A 24980-nucleotide genomic window follows, 5' to 3' on the forward strand; every position below is an offset into this window, starting at 1 on the left:
TACCTTGTATTAATTAATATACCAATACACCGCGACGGTTTTTAGCATAAGCAGCTTCGTTCGTTTCACGAACTGCTGGCTTTTCTTCACCGTAGCTTACTGTAGAGATTTGACCAGCGCTTACGCCCAGGTTCTGTAAGTATTGAACTACAGCTAAAGCACGACGCTCGCCAAGTGCAATGTTGTACTCTGGCGTGCCACGCTCGTCAGTGTGACCTTCAACAGTTACACGTACGCTTGGGTTAGCGCGCAGGAACTCACCGTGTGCTTGTAACACTTCAGCGAACTCTGGACGAATAGTTGCACGGTCGAAATCGAAGTATACGGTGTTTTCACGACGTAATGCTTCCATTTTCTGACGCATTTGTTCAGCAGCCAGAGCAGCTGGATCAGCGCGCTCTACTTGAACAGTTTGGTTAGTCATTGCAGAGTCAGCATCGCCAGCACCAGTAGAAGACTTTGAGCTACATGCAGCCAGTGCTAATACTGGAACTGCAATTAACAAGCCTTTTAATACTTTGTTTAAGTTCATAAGATTGTCCTTAGATTAATTTACCAAGTTTTACCAAGTTTTTGTTTTATAAAAACGGTGACCACGCCGGCGATTTCACCTGTCCATCAGCCGCCGGTAGCCTTGCTTTAAAACGCCCATCCATAGAAACCAGTGCCAGCACCTGCGAACGACCATGCATCGTGCTGTAAATGATCATTGACCCATTTGGTGCAATGCTGGGTGACTCATCCAAATTTGTAGTGGTGAGCACCTGCATGAACCGGCTTTGCCGATCCATACGCGCCAAATGATATCGTCCACCCGTACGGTTAACCATAACAATGGATTGTCCGTCCGGTGAATACGTTCCTGCTAAGTTCATTTCGCCATCAAACGTTAAGCGACGTGTATCACCCGTTGCTAAGTTTACACTATACAGCTGCGGATTTCCTCCACGTTCTGAGCTAAAAACAATCTCTTGTCCATCAGGAGACCAGCTCGGTTCTGTATCGATAGCACGGTGATTGGTTACACGTGTTAACGCTTTGGTCGCAATGTCCATCACATAAATCTCTGCGTTACCGTCTTTTGATAACACCATGGCCATTCTACGACCATCTGGTGACCATTTAGGTGCGCTGTTAATCCCAGGAAAGGCGGTTAAGATAGTACGACGCCCAGTGTAAATATCCTGGATAAAAATCTGTGCTTGACGCTTCTCAAAGGTTACATAAGCCAACTTTGTGCCATCGGGTGACCAATTTGGCGACATCAACGGCTCTTTTGAGCGTAACAATATTTGTTCATTATACCCGTCATAATCAGCAACGACTAGCTGATATGGAAATTCATTGTTAGGTCTTACTAACACATACGCAATTTTTGTTAAAAACGCACCACGCTCACCAGTAAGTTTTTCATAAACGATGTCGCTGATGCGATGCGCATACTGACGGAATTGGCTGCCGTTAATCGTCGTTGTACGGCTATCTAATAAATAATGCGCGGTAGTAGACAATTGACCTTGGTTTAATAAGCTACTAGCGCCCGTATTGCCTTTAAGGACGTCAATCAATTCAAACACAACTTCATAGCGGTCGATACCCACTTCAACCACTTCACCCATAACGATGGCTTCTACCCCTTCTTTCGCCCAAGCCGCAAAGTTAATCTCTGAAGACTTAGCCGGGCGCTGAGGCATTTTAATGAACGGGATAGGATTAAATTTACCGCTGCGCATTAAATCAGCAGAAACCACCTCTGCAATATTTTCTTTAGGTAATGTAGTGCCTCTGAAGGTGAAAGGCAGTACAGCAACCGGGCGAGCAGAATCGACCCCACCGGTAATCACAATTTCTAACGAAGCATGCGCTTGCATGCCTACCAGCAGCAGTACGCTGCACACTAAACGCTTAATTAATCTATTCATCAAAATTCTGGTGCCACCGTTAACGTTATATCTTTGAGTTGGTTATACACATCTGGGTCTTGTGACATGGGTAAGGTTCCGGCACGATTTACCGCCCGAACCGCCGCATCACACACTACCCGCTCGCCGCTTATCACATTGACACTGGTTACAAAACCATTGGTTGCCAGCCTGATATTGACCCGGCAGGTACGCCCGCGCATGGTCGATTCATCTTTAATTAAATTACGATCTATGGCGTCACTGATCATCGCCGTAAAACGCTGCACTTCAGTGACAGCTTGCTGCGAACGTGCCCGACGACGCGCGTCTGCTTCTGCCGACATTTGTTCTTGCAACATCCGCTCTTGTTCTGCCCGCTCACGATCTTCACGTTCCTTGCGTGCTCTTTCCGCTTGGGCTTTCGCTAGCGCTTCTTGTTCTGCCTTACGTTTCGCTTCGGCTGCTTTCGCTGCCTCTTCCGCTTTTTTACGCTCTTGCTCACGCGCTACACGTTGCTGCTCCGCCGTACGCGCTTTTGCTGCTTCGGCCTCTTGCTGTTTTTTCGCTTCAGCGGCCGCTTTGCGCGAGGCTACGGCGGCTTCATCAGCTTTGCGTTTTTCTTCAGCAACACGCTTTAATCGTGCTTCTTCTGTGGTGCGCGCGCGTTCAGCTTGTTGTGCTCTCCGCTCTAAATCGCGTATACGTTGCTCTTCTGCTTTTCGTGCATCGTCTTGTTGTTTTTTAATATCAGCAACACGCTGCTCTAATTCTTTACGATCTATAGCCACCGCTTCAACTGGCGGTGGTGGCGGCGGTGGTGCACTGGTGCTATTGCCGGCTTCACCCGATAACGTTATCTGCGTAGGTTTCGGCCAAAAACTTAACCCACTAATAAACAACACCGCAACTAAACCAACGTGTAAACCTACTGACTTAGATATCGGTGTTTGCCACCACTTTGGCACGCCGTCAGACTTCATTGTCAGTCATCAACCCTACTGAGGGTGCTCCTGCGTTTTTCAATACGTTAATAAGCCGGATGATCGAATTATAATCAACACGACCATCACCTTTTACAATAACCTGCGTACCCGGTTCAATGGTTAACCAACTTGCTACTTCTACTTGCAACTGTGAAGCAGTAAACGGACCTTGGTTATTGCCATCTTTTTCAAAATAATATAAACCGTCTTCGTCTACCGTCGCCACAAGTGGCGTTTTGCCATCTTTCATTTGCTCTAATGGCTCAGCAGCAGACTTGGGTAACTCAACTTTAACGCCTTGCGTAATAATCGGCGTGGTTACCATGAAAATTACCAGTAGCACCAGCATAACGTCGATATAAGGCACTACGTTGATTTCAGCAACAGGGCGACGTCTTTTACGGGTGTAGGTCATTAGCCTTGCTCTCCGCTAGTCACTGCTTGACGGTGTAGTATATTGGCAAACTCTTCTACAAAATTAACGTAACTATTTTCAAGTTGCTCAACTTGGGTTGAAAACTTGTTGTAGGCAATTACTGCCGGTATCGCTGCAAATAACCCTATCGCTGTTGCGATAAGAGCTTCTGCAATACCAGGCGCTACCATCGCCAGAGTGGCTTGTTGCACAGCACCTAAGGCGATGAAAGAGTTCATAATACCCCATACTGTACCAAATAAACCGATATACGGACTAATTGAACCCACCGTCGCTAAAAAAGGTAAATCAGCTTCAAGGCGCTCAACTTCACGCGATAACCCAACCCGCATTGCTCGGTGTGTGCCATCCATCACAGCCGCTGATTGGCGACTGGTTTTGTGCATGCGTGCAAATTCTTTAAAGCCTGCCTTAAACAACGATTCCATACCGTTGGCTTGTTGGCGTGCACTCACTTCAGCATACAGTTTTGAAAGATCTATGCCCGACCAAAAACGATCTTCAAATTTACGTGCGTCGTCTAATGCTTCTTTTAAAATCTTTTTGCGTTTAAAGATCATGGCCCAAGAGATAACTGACATCCCCACCAGGATTAACATTACTGCCTGAACAACTATGCTAGCTTCGAGCAAAAGATGCAGAATGGAAATTTCACCTGACACGTGTTAATACCTCTATTATTTCTGCTGGAATAGCCCGTGCTTTTAACAGCGACGGATCTACACAAGCGACTTTTATTTCTGCACTACAAACTAAATCTTGGTTTGCATTCGCAATATATTGTTTAAAAATCAAGCTAACCCGCTTTAAGGTACTGATTTCACAGAACACGGTCAACAGTTCGTTGAACTTAGCAGGCTGTTTGTTCAGCATTTGCACATCAGTAACCACAAAAGCCACGTTCTTTGCTAACCAAATATCCTGCTCAACTCCAAGGGCACGCAACCATTCGGTGCGCGCTCGCTCAAAGTATTTCAGGTAGTTTGCATAGTAAACAATGCCACCGGCGTCGGTATCTTCATAATACACACGCACTGGCCATGAGAAGTTGTTTCGCTGCATCTGGATCCGTATTCTTTCGCGCCTGTATGATAATTAAGCCCGCGCTCGAACTCAATTGCCTACATGCTAAATTGGCAACTATATTTTTTCGCGCTGACCACTTGTTTTTTTGCAAAACACCTTATGGACTTATTATCTTAGCTTAAGTTCGCAAAGAGAAGCCCAAAACACGTTAAAATTAGATTAAAACTGTTTCAAGGCGAGTTTGCATCAGCTAATGAAAAAGTAATCTGATCGTATGATGAAGTCTTTATATGAACACCAGATGAATACACTAAAAATGCCTGATTGAGACTATGCTTTTTTTCAGAAACCGAAGAAGAGCAATTTCAAAGCATTAGTTTTTTTAATATCAAAGTGGTGCTTTTTCTAGTTTGAAGTAAAAGCTCCAAATCTTTATTATGTGCGGGTGTTCTGAGCTAGCGCAAACACAGCTAGGCGGTAGTGATTACGTGCTTAGTCTGTTTAGTCAAGTTCACATAACAATGAGGCTTTGTGAGAGAAGCGTTGTTGTTTGCTCCAAACATGTTCCCTGGATTTATTGAAGCACTCCTTCAACTTGTTGCTTGCCCGCTCATTGAGCGGGCTTTTTTTTGTGTTTTTTTCGGTGTCTATTTTTCGCTTGCGCTACCTGGTAAATCATAGCCCAAATGCTGATAAGCACGCGGTGTCGCGATGCGTCCGCGTGGCGTACGTTGAATAAAGCCTTGCTGAATTAAAAACGGCTCAATCACATCTTCAATGGTTTCTTTTTCTTCACCAATTGCCGCGGCTAAATTGTCTAACCCTACGGGCCCACCCATAAATTTATCAATAATGGCATCTAATAGCTTTCTATCCATATAGTCGAAGCCTTGCGCATCCACATCCACCATCTTAAGGGCGGCACTGGCAACTTCTACAGTCACAATACCATTCGCCTTTACTTGCGCGTAATCACGTACACGCCGTAATAACCGATTGGCAATACGAGGGGTTCCGCGTGAACGGCGGGCAATTTCGGTGGCACCGTCTTCATCCAATTGCATAGCCAGAAAATGCGCTGAGCGCATAATAATTTGGCTCAGTTCCTCAACCTTATAAAACTCTAAGCGCTGAACAATACCAAAACGATCCCGAAGTGGCGAAGTTAAAGCGCCTGCTCGCGTCGTCGCCCCCACTAACGTAAAAGGTGGCAAGTCTAATTTAATGGAACGTGCTGCCGGACCTTCGCCGATCATCAAATCAAGTTGATAATCTTCCATAGCAGGATACAGAATTTCTTCAACGACAGGGCTTAAACGATGGATTTCATCAATAAAGAGCACATCATTTTCTTCAAGATTGGTCAGTAAAGCCGCCAAATCGCCGGCTTTTTCTAACACAGGGCCCGAAGTGGTTTTAATGTTTACGCCCATTTCGTTTGCGACAATCATCGCTAACGTGGTTTTACCTAAACCCGGTGGGCCGAAAATCAGTAAATGATCTAGAGGTTCACCACGACCACGGGCTGCTTCAATAAATATGGCCATTTGTTCGCGCACATGCGCTTGCCCTGTGTAATCGGCTAAGGTTTTAGGGCGAATGGCGCGATCTATCGCTTCATCTTCTTTCAGTGCACCCGATTGGATCAGGCGATCGGCTTCTATCATGCTAGGCCTTTATATTTTTGCATTACCGCTTAAATCATACTTTTTAAAGCAGCTTTGATTAATTGCTCACTGCTGATACCAGGAGTAACGTATTGTTTTACCGCTTTTGCTGCTTGCAACGGCGAGTATCCTAGCCCCACCAGCGCACTTACGGCGTCTTGTTCCGCCGACGCAGGCGGTGCAAACAGGGCTTCATCATCAGATAACAACAGTTTATCGGTTATGGGTGTAGTAGACGTAACGCCCCATTCCTTTAGGCGATCACGCATTTCAATAACGAGGCGTTCTGCAGTTTTTTTACCAACACCCGGTAGCTTAACTAAGGTGCTGATATCGTCAAACTGTACACATCGTACAAAATGTTGTGCCGTCATGCCGGAGAGAATGGTTAACGCTAATTTGGGACCTACCCCATTCGCTTTAATTAATTGCCGAAACAAACTGCGCTCGGTTTGCGTGCAAAACCCATATAGCAATTGCGCATCTTCACGCACCACAAAATGGGTATAAATTATTGCCGCTTTGCCCACGTCGGGTAACGCATAAAAACTGGTAAGCGGTAACTGAACTTCATACCCTACGCCTGCGACATCAAGCAATAAATCGGGTGGTTGTTTTTCTAAAATAACGCCGTTTAATCGTCCAATCATGCTTTATCTTTCTAAGTAAATGGTTAAGTGGCTGATGGTTAAGTGGCTAAATAATTAGCGTAAACGACCACGCACGGTTTTTTGGGCTTGCCCCGCCAAGGCAATAAGACTTTGCTGAGTATGCCCATGACACAGTGCAACCGCAAGGGCATCGGCGGCATCGGCTTGCGGGTTAGCAGGGAGTTTAAGTAAGTGCTTAACCATATGCTGAACTTGAGCTTTATCTGCAGCCCCAGTGCCAACAACTGCCTGCTTAACTTGTCTGGCTGAGTATTCGTGTACGGCAAGCCCAGCCACTTTAGCAGCAACAATAGCGGCCCCACGTGCTTGTCCCAATTTTAGCGCAGAATCTGGATTACGAGCCATAAACACTTGTTCTATGGCAAAAATTGTCGGCTGTGTTTGCGCAATAATCTCCGATATTCCCTGATAAATGCGCAAAAGCCGTTCGGGCAGCTCATCAGTCCCCAAACGAATACAGCCACTGGCAATGTACACAAACTTACCCGCGTGCTGCTTGATCACGCCGTAGCCTGTTAAACGGCTCCCGGGATCGATCCCTAAAATAATATTCACAGTATTTAACGCCAAAGGAATCGCCACAAGATAAACGCATGCCTAAGCACAGCATTGGCTATCATAGTTCGAGTTCAGCCATTAACGCTTCACTGATCTCCGCATTATGAAATACATTTTGTACATCGTCTGAATCTTCTAACGCATCCAGCATTTTGATGAATTTTACCGCGTTTTCAGCATCTAATTCGGCACGCGTATCAGGCAATAAAGTGACTTCAGCCGATTCAGGTTGAAAACCAGCACTGAGTAAAGCGTCTTTTACCTGATTGTAACTTTCGGGAGAGGTGATGACTTCAAAACTCCCATCGCTGTGCGTTTGCACATCATCGGCACCGGCTTCCAACGCACTTTCTAAAAGAGTGTCTTCATCCACCCCCGCAGCAAAGAGTAAGACACCTTTGCGTTGGAATAAATAATTTACCGAGCCACTGGTGCCTAAGTTACCGCCAAACTTGGTAAAGGCATGGCGAACATCGGCCACGGTACGTTTGTTGTTATCCGTCATGGTTTCGACAATAACGGCTACGCCACCAGGACCATAGCCTTCGTATACCAGTTCTTCGTAATTCTCACCCTCTTGCATACCCGCACCGCGTTTAATTGCACGATCAATGGTATCTCGGGTCATGTTTTCAGAGAGCGCTTTATCCACCGCTAAACGCAGTCTGGGATTTGCATTGGCATCGGGGCTAATTCGGGCTGCAACCGTCAGCTCACGAATGATTTTGGTCCAAATTTTGCTTTTTTTCGCATCTTGACGGGCTTTGCGATGCTTCATATTTGCCCATTTGCTATGTCCAGCCATTTGTTACTCCTGCAGGATAGCAAACAGCGGAGGACAATCGCCTCCGCTGTGATCATCGTTACGCTTTGGTAATCACCTGAATGCCTAGTTCGGCTAATTGCTGTGGATTTGCGGCACCGGGTGCATCCGTTAATGGGCAGGCGGCAGTGGCCGTTTTTGGAAACGCCATCACATCACGAATCGAAGTTGCTCCCGTCATTAACATCACTAAGCGATCTAAGCCAAACGCTAAGCCAGCATGTGGCGGCGCACCATATTTTAAGGCTTCTAACAGGAAGCCAAATTTCTCATTGGCTTCTTCATCACTGATCCCCAGCAATGTGAATACTTTTGCTTGAACCTCTGCCGTGTGAATACGTACCGAGCCCCCGCCCAATTCTGTGCCGTTAAGCACCATATCGTAGGCATTCGACAATAACGCACCCAGTTTTAAGTCTGTGTTTGGCGTCTCTAAAAACGCTTGCGGCTCCAACGGCGAGGTAAATGGATGGTGTACCGCAGAGTAACTGCCATCATCATTTTCTTCAAACATAGGGAAATCGACGACCCAGAGGGGTTTCCAGCCTGGTTGTGTGATCTTGAGATCGTCACCCAGTTTTAAACGCAGCGCACCCATTGCTTCGCACACCACTTTGTAACTGTCGGCACCAAAGAAAATAAGATCGCCGGTCTGCGCTGAAGTGCGCTGTAAAATGTCAACAATAATTGCGGGGGTTAAAAACTTCGCCACTGGCGATTGAATGCCGTCGGCACCTGCACTTATATCGTTAACTTTTAACCACGCCAAGCCTTTAGCGCCATAGATACCAACAAAACTGGTGTAATTATCGATGTCTTTGCGCGATACTTTTTCAGCTGCACCGGGTACCTTGAGCGCCACTACACGACCTTTAGGATCGTTAGCGGGGCCGGAGAACACTTTAAACTCAACGTCTTTTAAAAGATCGGCAACATCAACAAACTGCATCGGGTTACGTAAATCAGGCTTGTCTGAACCGTATAAACGCATGGCTTCCCAGTATGGCATTTGTGGGAAAGTACCTAAATCAACGCCCAGCAGCTCGTTGAACATCTGGTGTACCATTTGTTCAGTTACTGCCATCACCTGTTCTGACGTCATAAACGACGTTTCGATATCAATTTGGGTAAATTCGGGTTGGCGATCAGCCCGTAAATCTTCGTCACGAAAGCATTTTACAATTTGATAATAGCGATCTAAGCCAGACATCATCAGCAATTGTTTAAATAACTGCGGTGATTGCGGCAGCGCAAAAAACTGACCTTTGTGGGTACGGCTTGGCACCAGATAATCGCGTGCGCCTTCTGGAGTTGCCTTAGTTAGAATAGGTGTTTCAACATCTAAAAAGCCTTGGCTATCCATAAAGTTACGTACAAAACTGGTAACTTTAGCGCGAAACTTTAAACGCTCACTCATTAATGGCCGACGCAGATCCAGATAGCGGTATTTAAGACGCTGCTCTTCACTGTTTTCGTGATTAAAATCCAGTGGTAAAGGCGCAGATTTGTTTAAAATAGTCAGTTCGCTGGCATACACCTCAACGGCACCGGTCGCCATATCTTTATTAACTTGTGTGTCAGGACGGGCGCGCACTTCGCCTTTAATCTGAATACAAAATTCGTTACGTAAAGTATAAGCCACATCAAATAGGGCTTTTAAATCAGGATCGCATACCACTTGCACAATGCCATCACGGTCGCGTAAATCAATAAAAATTAAGCCACCTAAATCACGGCGACGATTGACCCAGCCACTTAACGTAACCTGCTGACCGACTTCCTGAGTTGTTAATTTTCCGCAATAATGACTACGCATTAATTTATCCTTTGTCAAAGCTCTTAGGCTTACCTCTTAATGGCGGCAATTATAGCGAAATACGCTTTAATGTCACTGCCCTCAATGGAAAACTCTGTATTCGAATCGCACTAACACGATAAGTTTTCAGCCTGAAGCAAAATTACGGTAAACTATGGCCTATTATTGGCTGTTTATTTTCGAGTTTTTGATGCAAAAAGACCATGTATATGCCGAGCCATTGGCCCATATTCAAGATTTCCGCTTTGATGATGCGGTAGCTGATGTGTTTCCTGACATGATTCAACGATCGGTTCCAGGCTATCAAACCATTATTCAAACCATTGGTAAACTCACCGCCCGTTATCAACAAGACAACAGTCATTATTACGACTTAGGTTGCTCCTTAGGTGCAGCCAGTTTAGCAATGCGCCGGCATATTAGTGCAGCCAATAGCAAAGTGATCGCGGTAGATAATAGCCAAGCCATGATTGAGCGCTGTCAGCGTCATTTGCTGGCGTTTCGCTCTGACGTGCCCGTAGAGGCGGTATTAGGTGATATTCGACAAACGCCTATTGAACAAGCCGCCGTGGTGGTGATTAACTTTACGCTACAATTTTTACCCCCGGAAGATAGAGATGCCTTAATTCAGCGCATCTACAAGGGATTAAAACCAGGCGGCATTTTGATTTTGTCGGAAAAATTTAAAACTGACGATAACATTACGAATGATCTGCTGATTGATTTATACCATGATTTTAAACGTGCCAATGGCTATAGCGAATTGGAAATAAGCCAAAAACGCACTGCCCTAGAAAATGTAATGCGCCCCGATACTTTGGCAACTCATGCCACACGTTTACAGCAAGCGGGATTTAGCGCCCATAATCTGTGGTTCCAATGCTTTAATTTTTGTTCAATGTTTGCCATTAAGGACGCATAACCATGTTAGATTTTTCAGCATTTTATGCGCTTTTAGCCCAAAGCCGTTTAAGCCCATGGTTAGAAACCCTACCCGCTCAATTAGCCATATGGTCTAAACATGCGTTACATGGCGATTTTAAACAATGGCAAAAAGTACTGGCAAATTTACCGGTCACCCCAGTTAGCCAAATTGAACTGGCCAATGCGGTAGAATTTGGCCGTGCTGAAGATATTAGTGCGGGTGAAGCGCAGCAAATCCGCTTTTTATTGCAGCAATTAAAACCTTGGCGTAAAGGCCCTTTTAAATTACAAGGTATCGATATTGATACGGAATGGCGCTCAGATTGGAAATGGCAGCGCGTCTTGCCACATATCAGTGATTTAACCCACCGTTATGTGTTAGATGTGGGGTGTGGTAGCGGCTATCATTTGTGGCGAATGCGTGGTGCAGGGGCAGCCTGTGTGGTTGGCATTGATCCTTCGCAATTGTTTTATGCACAATTTCAAGCCGTTAAACACTTTAACCCCGACCCTGCTGTTAACTTAATTCCTATTGGCATTGATGAAATGCCCGTGTTAAAACAATTTGATACGGTGTTTTCGATGGGTGTGCTTTATCATCGGCGTTCACCCATCGACTTTCTGCAGCAGTTAAGAAATCAATTGCGGCCAGGCGGCGAGTTAATTTTAGAAACATTGGTGGTCGAAGGCGATGCGCAAACGGTATTAGTGCCCGGTGAACGCTATGCAAAAATGCGCAATGTGTGGTTTATTCCCAGTACTGCGGCATTATGCCAATGGCTAACACGGGTGGGCTTTAACGACATTCGGGTAGTCGATGTCAATCCCACGTCATTACAAGAACAGCGCGCGACAGCTTGGATGGAAAATGAAAGTCTGATTGATTTTCTCGATCCAAATGATCATAGTAAGACCATTGAAGGTTACCCTGCACCGCTACGCGCCGTGATCATCGCTAACGCTTAGCGAAGATGCCCTAACGGGCCATTGTTAAGGATCTGATGCCAGTATGCCCTATCGTCCGAAATCGACACTTGAACAATGGCGCATTTTGCAAGCCGTAGTAGATGCTGGGGGCTATACCCAAGCTGCTGATTTGCTAAATAAGAGCCAGTCTTCGTTAAACCATGCCGTAGCTAAATTGCAATCGCAACTTGGGGTAGAGTTACTCGAAGTGATTGGTCGTAAAGCACAATTAACCCCAGCGGGTGAAGTGATGTTACGTCGGTCTCGCGTGTTAACGCAACAAATTGAAGATTTAGAACTGCTCGCCGATAACTTAGACAAAGGCTGGGAACCAGAGATCCGTATTGCCACCGAACTGGCCTATCCTAAACAGTACTTATATGAAGCACTCAAGCAATTTTATCCGCTCAGTCGTGGTAGTCGTGTGCAGATTATTGATACCGTGCTTACCGGCACCAGTGAAATTATCACGCAGAAAAAGGCTGATTTAGTCATAACCGGAGTGGTACCCAGAGGCTATTTAAGTGAGCCCTTATATGTAACGCGCTTTATTCCTGTGGTAGGTGCAACCCACCCCTTAGCGAACGTGACCAGCTTGGATCAAAATGAGTTAAGTCAGCAACTGCAAATTGTGATCCGCGATACCGCCGTAAAGCCACAAGAACATGTTGGTTGGTTAAAAGCCGAGCAACGCTGGACTGTAGATAACTTTCATGAAGCGGTCGATATTTTATTACTCGGGCTGGGCTTTTGTTGGCTGCCCGACTTTATTGTGGCTCAGCTTATGGCACAAGGCAGTTTATGTCGTTTACCGTTACAACAAAGCTCTGAGCGCTTAGTTGCCATGGGACTCTTGGCGCCGCAAGAGGAAACACTTGGCCCGGGCAGTCGGCAGCTTCGGCAACTTTTACTCGCTGCACACCAAAAACCATAAGGAAAATGTATGCATTCGCAAGAATTAAAAGAACTCATGCAAGGCTCAGCACAAGATGCCATTGCCTACGCAGCAGAACAAAACCAGTTAACCTTAGATTATTCGTTAGATAGCCTGCATGTTGTAGATCAATTGCTATCGCGTTTACATGACGATCAACAGCAACGCCCCCACTCGGGTGAAATGCTGTTTACCTTGTGCAACATTATGGGCGCCTATGTTGGCGAGGTGTTTATTCGTAATGTGGGAGGAGACTGGCAAAGTAATAATAGCGATAACACCGCGCCTTATATGGCAGTAGGGTTTGGAGAGCGTGAATTTCCTTTTGCGTCAGTGTGTTACCATAAAATTACCAACGAAGACAGTATCAGTTTACAAGACTATGTGCGCCAAGCTAAAGAGAATGCCATGCAGTAAAGCTTTTGTCTGCGCCGTTTAACGGGTAAAATAGCGAACACTTTAGCCAACCCATTAAGCCATTTCGAGGAAAGCCGTGAGCGAGCACAATTCATCTTTAAGTTACAAAGACGCCGGAGTAGACATTGACGCAGGTAATGCACTTGTTGAGCGTATTAAAGGCGCTGTAAAACGGACAACGCGCCCTGAAGTGATGGGCGGCTTAGGGGGTTTTGGGGCCTTATGCCAAATTCCTGCTGGCTACAAAGAGCCTGTGCTGGTATCGGGTACCGATGGTGTCGGCACGAAATTACGGCTAGCAATGGATTTAAAACGTCATGATGGCGTGGGTATCGACTTAGTCGCCATGTGCGTAAATGATTTGGTCGTGCAAGGTGCCGAGCCATTATTTTTCCTTGATTACTATGCTACCGGCAAATTGGATGTTGACACAGCATCACGCGTAGTTGCCGGCATTGCTGAAGGCTGTGTGCAATCGGGTTGTGCACTTGTGGGTGGTGAAACGGCTGAAATGCCAGGCATGTACCACGGCGAAGACTATGATATTGCTGGTTTTTGTGTTGGCGTGGTTGAGAAAGCCGAGATTATTGATGGCAGCAAGGTAAAACCTGGTGATCAACTTATTGCGTTAGCGTCTTCTGGCCCGCACTCAAATGGTTTCTCGTTGATTCGTAAAGTGTTAGAAGTGTCAGGCCAATCTGCAGACACCTTGCTTGACGGTAAAAGTTTGGCTGATCATTTACTAGAGCCAACCCGAATTTATGTGAAAAACCTGCTAAACCTGTTTAAAACGACGCCTGTACATGCGTTATGCCATGTAACCGGTGGTGGTTTTTGGGAAAATATTCCTCGGGTATTACCTGAAAATACTAAAGCGGTTATTAATGGTAAAAGCTGGCAGTGGCCTGCTATTTTTAACTGGCTGCAACAACAGGGCAATATCAGTCGCCATGAAATGTACCGTACCTTTAACTGTGGTGTAGGTATGATCTTAGTCGTACCGGCCAATGAAGTACAAAACGCCTTGCAGCAATTACAGCAGGCTGGTGAAACAGCTTGGCATTTGGGTGAAATTGAAGCCGCAGTCGCAAATGAGCAACTCGTTGTTATTAACGAATAAGCCGCACAACTTGCTTTTAAAATTTGTGATAACAACTTACGAGAATAACGCGGCATGAAAGCAATAGTCGTTTTAATTTCCGGTAATGGCAGCAACTTACAAACTATTATCGACGGCTGTGCTAACGGCAGTATCCCCGGTTATATAACCGGGGTTATTGCCAATAAAGCAAACGCGTATGGTCTGAAGCGTGCAGTCGCAGCCAACATCCCTACTACAGTCATCAGCCACAAAGACTATCAAGATCGGCAACAGTATGATGCTGTGCTAAAAGAAGCCATTTTGCAATACGGCGCGGAGCTTATCGTTCTGGCCGGTTTTATGCGCATTTTAACCCCCGAATTTGTACAGTTTTTTTCGGGAAAATTATTGAACATTCATCCCTCTTTGTTGCCAAAGTATCAGGGATTAGATACGCATCAGCGGGCGATTGACGCTGGCGATGCCGAACATGGCTGCAGCGTGCACTTTGTTACCGAGCAATTAGATGGTGGCCCGGTGGTGTTGCAAGCTAAAGTACCTATATTCCCAGGTGACGATGCTTCAATGGTGGCAGCACGGGTACATGAACAAGAACATTTAATATACCCGTTAGTGGTGCGTTGGTTTTGCCAAAACCGTTTACAACAACGCGCGAATGAGGCATGGTTAGATGGACTCTTACTTTCAGTACAAGGTTATGCCCAAGATGAGGATGACTCAGACGTGGCGCGTTAGCGCGCCACAGTTATTACGCACACTATTCTTCCGTAACGTTTTCCTTCGCCCAGCATTAGTTAGCAAAGTACTCCTTTGTTCAGTCTTGTTTAGTGCTGCCGCTTTTGCCCAGCCGTCGCCGTCTTCATCAGTAGAAACCGCGGCCACCCCAGTGGCTTTTAGCACCTTCGACGCCGAGTATTTAGTGTATCGTGGCGGCAAAAGCCATGGCTCAGCTAAGCGCTTCCTTCATAAAAAAGACGATATTTACGAGATGGGGTACAGTAGCGACATCAGCTGGCTGGTGTTTAGTGATAAACGCAGTGAAACATCAACCTTTTCGTTTACCAACGGCCAATTACGCCCCCTTCATTACGTGATGAAACGCAGTGGCACAGGGGCTAACCGCCATTATGAGTTTACGTTAGATTGGCAAAACCAGCAGTTATTTACCGGCAAAAAACCGCAGTTAAAAGCCATTACTTGGCAAGATAACTGGCTCGATCCCTTAAGTTATCATCAGCAATTGGTTTTAGATCTGAAAGCAGGTAAAACGCAATTCTCTTACGATGTTCTAAATCGTGACGGCAACAGCAAAACCTATCACTATGCCGTGGTTGCAGAGGAACCACTTGCCTTACCTTTTGGTACGGTACGGGCTTTACGGATTGCCCGAGTAGAAGAAAATAGCGATAAACAAGTTCTTGCCTGGGTTGCGCCAAGCTTAGATTACATGTTGGTTCGACTGTGGCGTGGTGAAGACAACGTTGAACAATTTGACGTACAGTTGCACAAACTCACCTGGTTATCGCATGCTTCAGAAGCTAACAGGCTCGCCGAAACGGAATAATTGCTGCTCGCCAGGATGCATTTTATGCCACTGCTCATTATTTGTCAGTGGCTCGGTGGCGATAATCGTAACCACGTCATTGGGTGTGGTTTCTTTACTAAAATCAATATCCACATCAACATCCGATAATCTGGCCATACCAAAGGGCGCGCGCCGCGTGATCCATTGCAATTTCGTGGTGCAATAGGCCAACAAATATTCTCCGTCGGTCAGCAACATATTAAATACGCCTAATTGTTGCAACTGCGGCAATAACTTACTGATATAGCGAAAAGCGGCTTTAGGGCCGGGTTGCTTATCGGGATAGCGTTTTGCTAATTCACTTAAAATAAAACAAAATGCCCGCTCGCTGTCGGTGGTACCCACCGGCTGAAAGCGATTCACTGGCAAGCCTTTATAGGCAGATAATTGTCCGTTATGCGCATACGTCCAATAACGTCCCCATAATTCGCGGGTAAACGGGTGAGTGTTTGCTAGCGCTACCCTGCCCCGATTGGCTTGGCGTACATGCGCAATCACTGCGGTACTTTTTATCGGATAATCTGATACTAACCTTGCGATCTCAGATTGGTAGCTTGGAAGCGCATCTTTAAAGGTACAAACGCCTTTGTTTTCATAAAACGCCACGCCCCAACCATCTTTATGTGGTCCGGTTCGGCCCCCGCGTTCTTTTAAACCTTTAAAGCTAAAACAAATGTCTGTTGGCACATTGGCCGACATTCCTAACAACTCACACATCTGTACTGCCTCCACGCCGTATAAGGTAAAAATTACACTATACTTAAGTTAGGATTAAACGGATATCACGGTGCTTGCAACTTTTGTTGACAAGTTTGCCATAAAAGCATTGTGTAGAAGTACTTGCATCTTAGATTAAAGCGTTCTAAGCTAGAGCTTTAGTGGTCAGACCTCTTACAACACTGGGAGTTTACAATGAGCATGTTACTACTTTTCTTGGCATTACTTGCCGTCACGGGGATACTTGCCTATCACCGTGCCAGCTTAACCTTGTTTACCGCTGCGCTTGGCGCTGTGCTACTGGTCGGCTCTTTTGCTGATGTCGTTAACCTGTTTGGCTGGTTGGTGTTTTTAATTATTGCACTGCCCCTGAACATTGCGTCTATCCGTCAACAACATCTTACGAAGCCATTATTAAAGCTATACCGTAAGATCATGCCTGAAATGTCTACCACCGAAAAAGAAGCCATTGATGCCGGAACCACGTGGTGGGAAGGCGACTTGTTTTGTGGCAATCCCGATTGGCACAAAATGCATAACTTCCCACAGCCTCGCTTAAGTGCTGAAGAACAAGCCTTTATGGATGGCCCAGTGGAAGAGTTGCTGGCTATGACCGATGATTGGCACACAACGCATGAACGTGCAGATTTGGCACCAGAGGTTTACCAATATCTTAAGGATAAAGGTTTCTTCGCCATGATCATTAAAAAAGAATATGGCGGCCTAGAGTTTTCAGCATATGCGCAATCTTGCGTATTACAAAAACTCACCAGTAAAAGTATGGTGTTATCGAGCATTGTAGGCGTACCAAACTCACTTGGCCCCGGCGAGCTTTTGCAACACTATGGTACTGATGAACAAAAGAATTATTATTTACCACGCCTAGCCAAAGGTATTGATGTTCCTTGCTTTGCGTTAACGAGCCCAGAAGCCGGTTCAGATGCGGGCGCCATTCCTGATTTTGGTGTGGTGTGCAAAGGCCAGTGGCAAGGCGAAGAAGTGTTGGGTATGCGTTTAACATGGAATAAACGCTACATCACCCTAGCCCCGATTGCGACGGTATTAGGCTTAGCCTTTAAATTACAAGATCCTGATAAATTGCTGGGTGATCAAGCCGATTTAGGTATCACCTGTGCGCTTATTCCAGCAAATACCCCAGGTGTTAAAATTGGTCGTCGTCATTTCCCGTTAAACGTGCCGTTCCAAAATGGTCCTACCCAAGGTGATGGCGTATTTGTTCCGTTATCTTACATTATTGGTGGCCCAAAAATGGCTGGCCAAGGCTGGCGTATGCTGGTTGAATGTTTATCGGTTGGCCGTGCTATCACATTACCGTCTAACAGTACCGGCGGTATTAAAGCGGCTGCTTTAGCGACAGGCGCCTATGCGCGGATCCGTCGTCAGTTCAAATTACCCGTGGGTAAGATGGAAGGCGTTGAAGAAGCGATGGCGCGAATTGGTGGCTATGCCTATATGTCTGATGCCTCTACCACTATGTCAGTTGGGGCCATTGATTTAGGTGAAAAACCCTCTGTAGTATCGGCGATTACCAAATACCATATGACCGAGCGCATGCGCACCGCCATCAATGATGCGATGGACGTACATGGCGGTAAAGGCATTTGTATGGGGCCGAATAACTATTTAGCGCGTGGTTATCAGGGTGCGCCCGTTGCCATCACGGTAGAAGGTGCCAATATTTTAACCCGTAGCATGATTATTTATGGTCAAGGTGCTATTCGTTGTCATCCTTATGTATTGGCTGAGTTACAAGCAGCACAATTGCATGATGAAGGCGCAGCTGTAACGGCCTTTGATAAAGCATTATTTGGTCATATTGGGTTTGCGATCAGTAACTTCTTTAGAACGTTCTGGTTATCGGTAACCGGTGGTGCTTTTAGCCACAGTCCGTATAACGATGATACCGCACGTTATTACAAGCAAATGAACCGTTTTAGTGCCGCCTTAGCGTTAATGTCGGATGTCGCGATGGGAACCTTGGGTGGTGATTTAAAACGTCGTGAGCGTATTTCTGCGCGTTTAGGTGATATTTTAAGTATGTTGTATATCACCTCTGCGGTATTAAAACGTTACCAAGATGAGGGGCGTCAGGTACAAGATTTACCACTGGTTCAGTGGGCCTGTGAAGACAATTTAGCCCGTGCGCAACTGGCATTAGATGAATTGTTTGATAACTTCCCGAACCGCGTTATTGCCGTGGTATTAAAACGTATAGTATTCCCGTTTGGCCGTACCTTACGCAAACCAAGTGACAAGCTAGATCATCAAGTATCGCGCATTATGATGACCCCGTGCGAAGCGCGTAATCGTTTAGGTAAACATCTGTATTTAACGGTAGAACCGGGTAATCAATTAGGCCGTGTTGAACAAGCCTTATTGGATGTGTTAGCCGCTGAACCGTTGTTTGATAAAGTGAGCAAAGCCTCAGGCAAACGTTTACCCTTCTTCCGCTTACATGAAGTGGCAAAAATTGGTTTGGAACTTGGCGTGATTAACAAACAAGAAGCTGACGTACTGCGCACAGCTGAAGAAAGCCGCTTATTTGTTATCAACGTAGATGATTTTGATCCAGCCTACTTAGCTGCAGATAATTCACTGACACAACAACCTAATGGGGCTGACGCGTTAAATGCTGAAGGTAAAAAACAGCAAGACGCAGCATAGTTAATGTTTAATTAATCCTATAAGGAAATAAAAAAGGCCGGTTTTGATACCGGCCTTTTTATTGTGAGCTACTGCTCTTTTTTAGTCATCATGATTAACGCAATCAACCATGATGACTCTTTTCACAACATTTGCTTGATGTTTAAAACGTTACTTTTAACGGTGCAGAACATTGCTTAGTGGCATCGTAACATAATAAATAAGTCACAGATTCCGCTTGAGTTTTAAACTGATTGTTGTATCTACCAGGCTTGCTTAATGTTGTCACCACTTGGCCATCACGATACAAGGTTAAACCCGTTTGCTCACTACTCCAATGTAACTGCACAAGTTTACTACCAGAGCGAGGATTCGCCTGATTAACTTTAATTAATTGCAGTTGAATATCCAGCGGCGGGTAAACTGGTGGTAAATCCAACGCCACGATTACCGGATCATGATCTGATGAACGGTAAGCATCAGGCGCATAATAATTATCTAAATTAGCGGCTTTGTTCTCAGTGTTGTAATCAAGCACTAAGGGTTCATCCGCGTTAATGTGCCACTCTACTGCATCAACTAAGTACTGTTGAGCATTGGCATTTAACAACATATGATCCAATTGGCCTGATAAGTTCTCAAAAATATAACCATATGTCGGTGATTTACCTAAGACATCAAAGGCGCTGACATACCCTGCACTGGCAAGCATGGTGAGCGGATCTTCTTTAGCGTAGGCATTTAAATCACCTAAAACGATAGCAGGAATGTCAGCATATTGTTGCGCCGCAAATACACCTATCGCTTCAGCTGCGCGAGTACGGGTAATATTACAGTTTCCTTGACCATCATTTAAATTCGGTTCACCTGCGCACGCAGAGGCTTTTGATTTAAGATGATTCACCATTACCGCAAATTCTGCATTATTGTCTAGTAAGCGGAAACGTTGCGCTAACATGGGTCTATTACGACGCGTATCAAATAATGTTACTCCATTACTATCTACAGCCGCGTTTTGCTCATCTAGAATTTGAGCTGCAGAAACTGGGCTAACTAAATCAGCACGGTATAAAATTCCAACAGTAATTTGATCAGTACCAATTTGTGGTGCATTCACAGCAACATATTGCCAATCGGCTATGCCTGAAACGACACGTAAGCCAGCAACTAAGTCGGCAATGGCTGAGGTTTCCGCAAAGCCGTCGTTTTCAATTTCCATTAAACCGATGACGGTAGCATCTAAGGCGGATAATGCTGCCAGGATTTTTGCTCTTTGACGTTCAAACTCTAGCGGCGTGTCCGCCCCGCGAGACGTTGGGAACCCACCACCCAGGCCATCACCATTGAAGTAATTCAGTACATTAAAACTAGCAACTTTAACATTACCGTCTGACGTTAACTCAGGCGCTGCAGTACGTGGATTAGTTGCAATAATATTAACTTGCTGAGTAGGATTAATACGATATTCATTAAAACTATAAAATAACGTACCGGTTAAGCCGTTGATGGTATCACCGGCACGTACACTATTAAATGCCGATAAACCGGGTGCCGGATAAGGTACTGTCGCAGGATTTGAGACTGATGACGCATCGTCTAAGACAATTTTATTTAAACGCTGCTCGGCCGCTAGGGCTTGTGCGGCTGCACCAGGTGAAACCACTTGAGTTGGTGTATAACGCCGACCTTTAGCTAATACCAGCTCACCAAATCGACCCAGCGTAATGTTTCCATTTACGGTGAGTTCTTGATTAAACTGCACTAACATCCCTTCAAACTGCTCTAAATAGTCAGCATTCGCTGCTGGCAAGCTGATTGTAACAGGAGCCGGTATTGCAGCCGTACCACAATCCACCGTTGCGGTAATACTTTGCAATTGCGTATTGGTGAAGGCTTCCGCTACTTGTGCGCGCAATCTTACACGCTGTCCTGGGGTGACGGTTAAATTAGCATTGTTCGTGAAAACAAAAATCCCCTCAGAGGTTTGTGGATCATTATCTTGCTCACTGTCGGCTGCTTGAATCATATAACCACGTAAACCTGGCAGGGTGTGAGTAACGATAGCTTCAACGACCACCGTTTGATCAACTAATGGACTGGTAGCGCCAGCCCCTTGAATCGTTGAAATACGGGTAAAATCGGCTCCACACGTTAAGCTTTGATCAACAGGTGGCACAACCGGATCAACGGGATCAACTGGAACAACTGGGTCCACTGGACCCGAAGCACCATTAAAACGACCTAAATCTGAAAAATCGTTAATATTAAATTGTGACCACTCAATAGACGGATCAAACGCATCAGAAGGCTGAGTATCGTAAGAAACCGCTTTGCGGCGTAGGGTTTTATCTACGGTTGTAACGCCATTCGCTGTCCAAGCCGCGCCAGGGTCTGTGCCCAATTGACCAAAGCTGTCAATCAGTACCGTATTCTTCTCAAGCAGGATAGCGTCATTACCATTCCAACCCGCTACAGAAGTGGTCACTGATGCCAAAGCAAGTAAAGCCTCGCTGGCATTTGGATTAACAATAACCATTGCTGTTTGGGCGTCTAATTGACCCGAGAGGTTATACGTTTGTATCGAAGTGCCACCATTATAGCTTACCCGAATACGGTAGCCTGAAAGACTAATGGATTGATTTGTAGGATTGTATAATTCTAATGCCTTATTGTTACCTGAGCCTTCAACATATTCTGAGATGAAGATTTCGGCTTGCGCAACAGGCGATAATACCAGCGCAAGCGCGCTAGCAATCAGTGTTTTTTTCACGTTTAGTTCCCTGAGATGATTGTCATGATTTGAAGGAAGACTAGAGTAAGCCTGACGTATGACAATTTGATTAAGTTTTTAATAATGTTTTCCCACCTGCATACAAAAAAAGACATCGAGACTTCTATATAGCCAAATAATGCTAGGCAAAAGCGTCTTTTTCCGCTTTACTAGGCAGCAGAATATTAAAGGAGTGAGCGATGTTTAAAGTCAATAGCTATTTTGAAGGTAAGGTGTCATCTATCGCATTTCAGGGTGAACAGCTGCCCGCAACGGTGGGTGTAATGGCGCCAGGCGAATATGAATTCGGAACAAATCAACACGAAGTCATGACGATCGTTAGTGGCGCGCTTATTGTTAAACTGCCAGGCAGCGAAACTTGGCAAACCTTTACTCGTGGTCAATCCTTCGAAGTGGCGGCTAATACGAAGTTTCAGTTGCAAGTGAAGCAAGATACCGCGTACCTTTGTACCTATGCGTAACAAAAACCACTGAGAACCCTATGCGAGGCATGCGTACTGCCGCAAAACAACCAGATAATGTGAAACAGGACTATGCCATGCCCCTTAGCCAGAGCATTAAAACGCTCTGGCCTTATCTGATGGCGTTTAAAGGCCGCGTTATGCTGGCGTTATTAGCATTAATTGCGGCTAAAGCAGCGACGCTACTCATGCCTTGGGCCTTGAAAGAAATTATTGATGCCGTTGATGCGAACCGGCAACAGCTTATTGTCGTGCCGATCGCATTACTTTTACTCTACGGCGCCCTACGTTTTGGTATGGTCTTTTTTGGTGAAGTACGGGATGCCCTCTTTGGCAGAGTCACTGAACATGCCATGCGTCAAATTGGTTTAAAGGTGTTTAACCATTTACACAGCCTAGAATTAGCTTTTCATTTAGATCGGCAAACGGGTGGGATCAGTCGCGATATTGAGCGTGGTACTAACGGCCTTAGCTTTTTAATGCGCTTTTTGATGTTTAACATTGTTCCAACTTTGTTTGAAATTCTGGCGGTAGCCGTTATTTTTAGTCTGTTGTTTTCCCCCTTATATGCCTTGATCACGGTCTTTGCGGTTGGCCTGTATATCTTTTTTACAGTGTATATTACTGAATGGCGTAATAAATTTATTCGTGAAGCGAATCAAGCGGATAACACAACCAATAGCCGTGCTGTTGACAGCCTGTTGAACTATGAAACGGTAAAATATTTTAACAATGAGCAACACGAAGCCCGTATTTACGATGGCTTTTTGGCCAATTGGGAGCAGGCACGCTTAAAAAACCGCTTAAGTTTACTCCTGCTAAACTCTGGCCAAGCGTTATTAATTGCCCTGGCGATCACGGCGTTAATGTGGCTTGCTGCCGCAGAGGTGGTTAGTGGGGAGATCAGCATCGGCGAGTTAGTCATGTTAAACGCCTATATGATCCAGCTGTTTTTGCCCCTGAATTTTTTAGGCTTTGTGTATCGTGAAATTCGCCGCGCCTTAACGGATTTAGAAAATATGTTGGGTTTGCTTACCCGCAAACCCGCCATAAAAGATTCACCAGATGCCAAACCGCTTCAATTAAAAGGCGGCGAGGTAAGGTTTGAACAGGTTAACTTTGGCTATCAGAGCGAACGGTTAATCTTAAACAACCTCAGTTTTCATATGGCTCCCGGCACTAAAGTCGCGATTGTTGGCGCATCCGGTGCCGGTAAAAGTACTATTGCCCGCCTACTCTATCGCTTTTATCAGATTAGTCAGGGAAGGATCTTAATTGATGGGCAGGAGATCAGCAGTATTACCTTGCAATCACTTCGCCAGGCTATCGCCATTGTGCCGCAAGACACCGTCTTATTTAATAGCAGCATCCGTGAAAATATTGCCTACGCTAAGCCTGACGCAAGTACAGCTGAAATAGAGCAAGCTATAGATATGGCTCACTTAAGACAATTTATAACGAGTTTGCCGCAAGGCGATGCTACTTTGGTCGGCGAGCGCGGCCTAAAAGTATCGGGTGGTGAAAAACAACGTATTGCGATAGCCAGAGCGATCTTAAAAGGTGCGCCTATATTGGTATTTGATGAAGCTACATCGTCGTTGGATTCCTTTTCTGAGCAAGCTATTTTAAATGCCATGCGTGATGTCTCCCGCCATTATACTAGCTTGGTTATTGCCCATCGTCTTTCAACAATTACCGATGCCGACCAAATATTGGTTTTAGAAAAGGGCGTGGTAGCTGAACAAGGAACCCATTCGCAACTGATGGCCATGAATGGTTTATATACCAAAATGTGGCAACAGCAAGCTGACCAGAATGAACACTAAACAGACGTTTTTAATGACTTCTTGCGACAGATCAATAAAGCATTTCTATGATCTGCTAACTTTATTGTAGATAAACCCAAGTTACTTGGGTGTTAAGCTGCAGAAGGAATCGAAAATGCCATTGCAAGAACTAAAACGTCGTCTATTTAGCCGTAAGTTAGAACTTGAACACCAAGTTATTGCTATTGCAAGGGATTTTGCGCAAGGCAGAAGTGCTAACTTCAGTGAACAAGCGCAACAGCGGGAAAACGAAGAAGTGCTAAATGCACTTGAAGAAAAAGACCGTATAGAGTTACGACAAATAGATCGCGCTTTAACACGCATCGAGCATGGCACCTATGATAAATGCGCTAACTGCGGCGCTGTAATAAACGCCGAGCGTTTAAATATTGTGCCTTTTACTGAACTCTGTATTCAATGTGCTAAATAAGGACTTAAACCATGTTAGTAGAAAAACATGATTTGCATCACGAGTTTCCTGAGTTCCATGATCAGATTCATAATCTCAAGGTCAGCAATATGCATTTTGCGAAACTTTTTACTGAGTATCACGATAAAGATCATGAAATTCACCGTATTGAACAAGGCAGTGAAGTCAGCTCAGATGACTATTTAGAAAACCTGAAAAAACAGCGTTTGTTATTAAAAGATCAACTGTTCGCAATGCTGCAAAAAGCTGACTGATTTAGGCATCTGCAGTAAGTAAAAA

The 24980-nt window shown here is 45.3% G+C and carries 25 protein-coding genes; 12 read left to right on the forward strand and 13 right to left on the reverse strand.

Going from position 1 to position 24980, the window contains the following annotated elements:
• Positions 1-13: 13 nt before the first annotated feature.
• The 11 genes from pal to aspS all read right to left on the reverse strand — a co-directional run bounded on the left by pal (position 14) and on the right by aspS (position 9884).
• Entirely contained in the window at positions 14-532 is a 519-nt protein-coding gene (pal, locus tag IE070_RS00565; protein ID WP_189479390.1) for a peptidoglycan-associated lipoprotein Pal, read from the reverse strand.
• Positions 533-578: 46 nt separating this feature from the next.
• Positions 579-1922: a Tol-Pal system beta propeller repeat protein TolB gene (gene tolB, locus IE070_RS00570; RefSeq protein WP_189479392.1), complete on the reverse strand. Its 1344-nt coding sequence runs from the start codon at positions 1920-1922 to the stop codon at positions 579-581.
• Positions 1922-2884, reverse strand: a complete 963-nt coding sequence (gene tolA, locus IE070_RS00575) for a cell envelope integrity protein TolA (protein WP_189479394.1) — start codon at positions 2882-2884, stop codon at positions 1922-1924. Before tolA ends, tolB begins: the two co-directional genes overlap by 1 nt.
• On the reverse strand, positions 2874-3302 hold the full coding sequence (gene tolR / locus IE070_RS00580; RefSeq protein ID WP_189479396.1) for a protein TolR: 429 nt from the start codon (positions 3300-3302) through the stop codon (positions 2874-2876). Before tolR ends, tolA begins: the two co-directional genes overlap by 11 nt.
• Positions 3302-3985 carry a protein TolQ gene (gene tolQ / locus IE070_RS00585; protein WP_189479398.1) on the reverse strand — a complete coding sequence of 228 codons (684 nt, stop codon included), beginning with the start codon at positions 3983-3985 and terminating at the stop codon, positions 3302-3304. The genes tolR and tolQ overlap by 1 nt, the downstream gene beginning before the upstream one ends.
• Positions 3975-4385 carry a tol-pal system-associated acyl-CoA thioesterase gene (gene ybgC, locus IE070_RS00590; protein WP_189479400.1) on the reverse strand — a complete coding sequence of 137 codons (411 nt, stop codon included), beginning with the start codon at positions 4383-4385 and terminating at the stop codon, positions 3975-3977. The genes tolQ and ybgC overlap by 11 nt, the downstream gene beginning before the upstream one ends.
• A gap of 611 nt (positions 4386-4996) precedes the next feature.
• Positions 4997-6016 carry a Holliday junction branch migration DNA helicase RuvB gene (ruvB, locus tag IE070_RS00595; RefSeq protein ID WP_189479402.1) on the reverse strand — a complete coding sequence of 340 codons (1020 nt, stop codon included), beginning with the start codon at positions 6014-6016 and terminating at the stop codon, positions 4997-4999.
• Positions 6017-6045: 29 nt separating this feature from the next.
• The gene (gene ruvA / locus IE070_RS00600; RefSeq protein WP_189479404.1) at positions 6046-6666 is read right to left on the reverse strand and encodes a Holliday junction branch migration protein RuvA; all 621 of its coding nucleotides are present in this window, start codon (positions 6664-6666) and stop codon (positions 6046-6048) included.
• Positions 6667-6720: 54 nt separating this feature from the next.
• Positions 6721-7242, reverse strand: a complete 522-nt coding sequence (gene ruvC, locus IE070_RS00605; protein ID WP_189480061.1) for a crossover junction endodeoxyribonuclease RuvC — start codon at positions 7240-7242, stop codon at positions 6721-6723.
• A 61-nt stretch (positions 7243-7303) separates the two neighbouring features.
• Positions 7304-8050: a YebC/PmpR family DNA-binding transcriptional regulator gene (locus IE070_RS00610; protein ID WP_189479406.1), complete on the reverse strand. Its 747-nt coding sequence runs from the start codon at positions 8048-8050 to the stop codon at positions 7304-7306.
• 58 nt (positions 8051-8108) lie between these two features.
• Positions 8109-9884, reverse strand: coding sequence for an aspartate--tRNA ligase (aspS, locus tag IE070_RS00615; RefSeq protein WP_189479409.1), 1776 nt, complete (start codon positions 9882-9884; stop codon positions 8109-8111).
• Positions 9885-10071: 187 nt separating this feature from the next.
• Here aspS and cmoA point away from each other — a divergent pair, with 187 nt between their 5' ends.
• The 7 genes from cmoA (at position 10072) to IE070_RS00650 (ending at position 15791) form a co-directional block, all read left to right on the forward strand.
• Positions 10072-10806: a carboxy-S-adenosyl-L-methionine synthase CmoA gene (gene cmoA, locus IE070_RS00620; protein WP_373296887.1), complete on the forward strand. Its 735-nt coding sequence runs from the start codon at positions 10072-10074 to the stop codon at positions 10804-10806.
• Positions 10807-10808: 2 nt separating this feature from the next.
• On the forward strand, positions 10809-11774 hold the full coding sequence (gene cmoB / locus IE070_RS00625) for a tRNA 5-methoxyuridine(34)/uridine 5-oxyacetic acid(34) synthase CmoB (protein WP_189479411.1): 966 nt from the start codon (positions 10809-10811) through the stop codon (positions 11772-11774).
• A 43-nt stretch (positions 11775-11817) separates the two neighbouring features.
• Positions 11818-12708, forward strand: coding sequence for a LysR family transcriptional regulator (locus IE070_RS00630; protein ID WP_189479413.1), 891 nt, complete (start codon positions 11818-11820; stop codon positions 12706-12708).
• A gap of 9 nt (positions 12709-12717) precedes the next feature.
• Positions 12718-13125 (forward strand): DUF6278 family protein, encoded by a 408-nt coding sequence (locus tag IE070_RS00635; RefSeq protein ID WP_189479415.1) that lies wholly within the window; start codon positions 12718-12720, stop codon positions 13123-13125.
• 76 nt (positions 13126-13201) lie between these two features.
• Positions 13202-14245, forward strand: coding sequence for a phosphoribosylformylglycinamidine cyclo-ligase (gene purM, locus IE070_RS00640; RefSeq protein WP_189479417.1), 1044 nt, complete (start codon positions 13202-13204; stop codon positions 14243-14245).
• 54 nt (positions 14246-14299) lie between these two features.
• The gene (gene purN, locus IE070_RS00645) at positions 14300-14962 is read left to right on the forward strand and encodes a phosphoribosylglycinamide formyltransferase (RefSeq protein WP_189479419.1); all 663 of its coding nucleotides are present in this window, start codon (positions 14300-14302) and stop codon (positions 14960-14962) included.
• Entirely contained in the window at positions 14940-15791 is an 852-nt protein-coding gene (locus tag IE070_RS00650; protein ID WP_189479421.1) for a DUF3108 domain-containing protein, read from the forward strand. Before purN ends, IE070_RS00650 begins: the two co-directional genes overlap by 23 nt.
• Here IE070_RS00650 and IE070_RS00655 read toward each other — a convergent pair.
• The gene (locus IE070_RS00655; RefSeq protein WP_189479423.1) at positions 15759-16529 is read right to left on the reverse strand and encodes a class II glutamine amidotransferase; all 771 of its coding nucleotides are present in this window, start codon (positions 16527-16529) and stop codon (positions 15759-15761) included. The genes IE070_RS00650 and IE070_RS00655 overlap by 33 nt on opposite strands.
• A 195-nt stretch (positions 16530-16724) precedes the next feature.
• Between IE070_RS00655 and fadE the strand changes: the two genes are divergently transcribed.
• Positions 16725-19214: an acyl-CoA dehydrogenase FadE gene (gene fadE, locus IE070_RS00660; RefSeq protein WP_189479425.1), complete on the forward strand. Its 2490-nt coding sequence runs from the start codon at positions 16725-16727 to the stop codon at positions 19212-19214.
• Positions 19215-19356: 142 nt separating this feature from the next.
• Here fadE and IE070_RS00665 read toward each other — a convergent pair whose 3' ends face one another.
• A complete protein-coding gene (locus IE070_RS00665; protein ID WP_189479427.1) occupies positions 19357-21963 on the reverse strand; it encodes an ExeM/NucH family extracellular endonuclease in 2607 nt (868 codons plus the stop codon).
• Positions 21964-22163: 200 nt separating this feature from the next.
• Here IE070_RS00665 and ppnP point away from each other — a divergent pair, with 200 nt between their 5' ends.
• The 4 genes from ppnP (at position 22164) to IE070_RS00685 (ending at position 24955) form a co-directional block, all read left to right on the forward strand.
• Positions 22164-22445 (forward strand): pyrimidine/purine nucleoside phosphorylase, encoded by a 282-nt coding sequence (ppnP, locus tag IE070_RS00670; RefSeq protein WP_189479429.1) that lies wholly within the window; start codon positions 22164-22166, stop codon positions 22443-22445.
• A gap of 20 nt (positions 22446-22465) precedes the next feature.
• Positions 22466-24271 (forward strand): ABCB family ABC transporter ATP-binding protein/permease, encoded by a 1806-nt coding sequence (locus tag IE070_RS00675; protein ID WP_189479431.1) that lies wholly within the window; start codon positions 22466-22468, stop codon positions 24269-24271.
• 115 nt (positions 24272-24386) lie between these two features.
• The gene (locus tag IE070_RS00680) at positions 24387-24701 is read left to right on the forward strand and encodes a TraR/DksA family transcriptional regulator (RefSeq protein ID WP_189479433.1); all 315 of its coding nucleotides are present in this window, start codon (positions 24387-24389) and stop codon (positions 24699-24701) included.
• An 11-nt stretch (positions 24702-24712) separates the two neighbouring features.
• Positions 24713-24955, forward strand: coding sequence for an HP1242/YdcH family protein (locus tag IE070_RS00685; RefSeq protein WP_189479435.1), 243 nt, complete (start codon positions 24713-24715; stop codon positions 24953-24955).
• Positions 24956-24980 lie beyond the last annotated feature (25 nt).

The sequence above is a fragment of the Alishewanella tabrizica genome (assembly GCF_014652375.1).
In the GTDB taxonomy this organism is placed as follows: Bacteria; Pseudomonadota; Gammaproteobacteria; order Enterobacterales; family Alteromonadaceae; genus Alishewanella; species Alishewanella tabrizica.

Coding starts and splice junctions, on each gene's coding strand:
- ybgC (WP_189479400.1), bottom strand. CDS start 4,385: ATGCAGCGAAACAACTTCTCATGGCCAGTGCGTGTGTATTATGAAGAT.
- IE070_RS00680 (WP_189479433.1), top strand. CDS start 24,387: ATGCCATTGCAAGAACTAAAACGTCGTCTATTTAGCCGTAAGTTAGAA.
- pal (WP_189479390.1), bottom strand. CDS start 532: ATGAACTTAAACAAAGTATTAAAAGGCTTGTTAATTGCAGTTCCAGTA.
- tolR (WP_189479396.1), bottom strand. CDS start 3,302: ATGACCTACACCCGTAAAAGACGTCGCCCTGTTGCTGAAATCAACGTA.
- tolA (WP_189479394.1), bottom strand. CDS start 2,884: ATGAAGTCTGACGGCGTGCCAAAGTGGTGGCAAACACCGATATCTAAG.
- IE070_RS00635 (WP_189479415.1), top strand. CDS start 12,718: ATGCATTCGCAAGAATTAAAAGAACTCATGCAAGGCTCAGCACAAGAT.
- ruvB (WP_189479402.1), bottom strand. CDS start 6,016: ATGATAGAAGCCGATCGCCTGATCCAATCGGGTGCACTGAAAGAAGAT.
- ppnP (WP_189479429.1), top strand. CDS start 22,164: ATGTTTAAAGTCAATAGCTATTTTGAAGGTAAGGTGTCATCTATCGCA.
- tolB (WP_189479392.1), bottom strand. CDS start 1,922: ATGAATAGATTAATTAAGCGTTTAGTGTGCAGCGTACTGCTGCTGGTA.
- IE070_RS00650 (WP_189479421.1), top strand. CDS start 14,940: ATGACTCAGACGTGGCGCGTTAGCGCGCCACAGTTATTACGCACACTA.
- purN (WP_189479419.1), top strand. CDS start 14,300: ATGAAAGCAATAGTCGTTTTAATTTCCGGTAATGGCAGCAACTTACAA.
- IE070_RS00610 (WP_189479406.1), bottom strand. CDS start 8,050: ATGGCTGGACATAGCAAATGGGCAAATATGAAGCATCGCAAAGCCCGT.
- cmoB (WP_189479411.1), top strand. CDS start 10,809: ATGTTAGATTTTTCAGCATTTTATGCGCTTTTAGCCCAAAGCCGTTTA.
- IE070_RS00675 (WP_189479431.1), top strand. CDS start 22,466: ATGCGAGGCATGCGTACTGCCGCAAAACAACCAGATAATGTGAAACAG.
- aspS (WP_189479409.1), bottom strand. CDS start 9,884: ATGCGTAGTCATTATTGCGGAAAATTAACAACTCAGGAAGTCGGTCAG.
- IE070_RS00630 (WP_189479413.1), top strand. CDS start 11,818: ATGCCCTATCGTCCGAAATCGACACTTGAACAATGGCGCATTTTGCAA.
- IE070_RS00655 (WP_189479423.1), bottom strand. CDS start 16,529: ATGTGTGAGTTGTTAGGAATGTCGGCCAATGTGCCAACAGACATTTGT.
- IE070_RS00685 (WP_189479435.1), top strand. CDS start 24,713: ATGTTAGTAGAAAAACATGATTTGCATCACGAGTTTCCTGAGTTCCAT.
- ruvA (WP_189479404.1), bottom strand. CDS start 6,666: ATGATTGGACGATTAAACGGCGTTATTTTAGAAAAACAACCACCCGAT.
- fadE (WP_189479425.1), top strand. CDS start 16,725: ATGAGCATGTTACTACTTTTCTTGGCATTACTTGCCGTCACGGGGATA.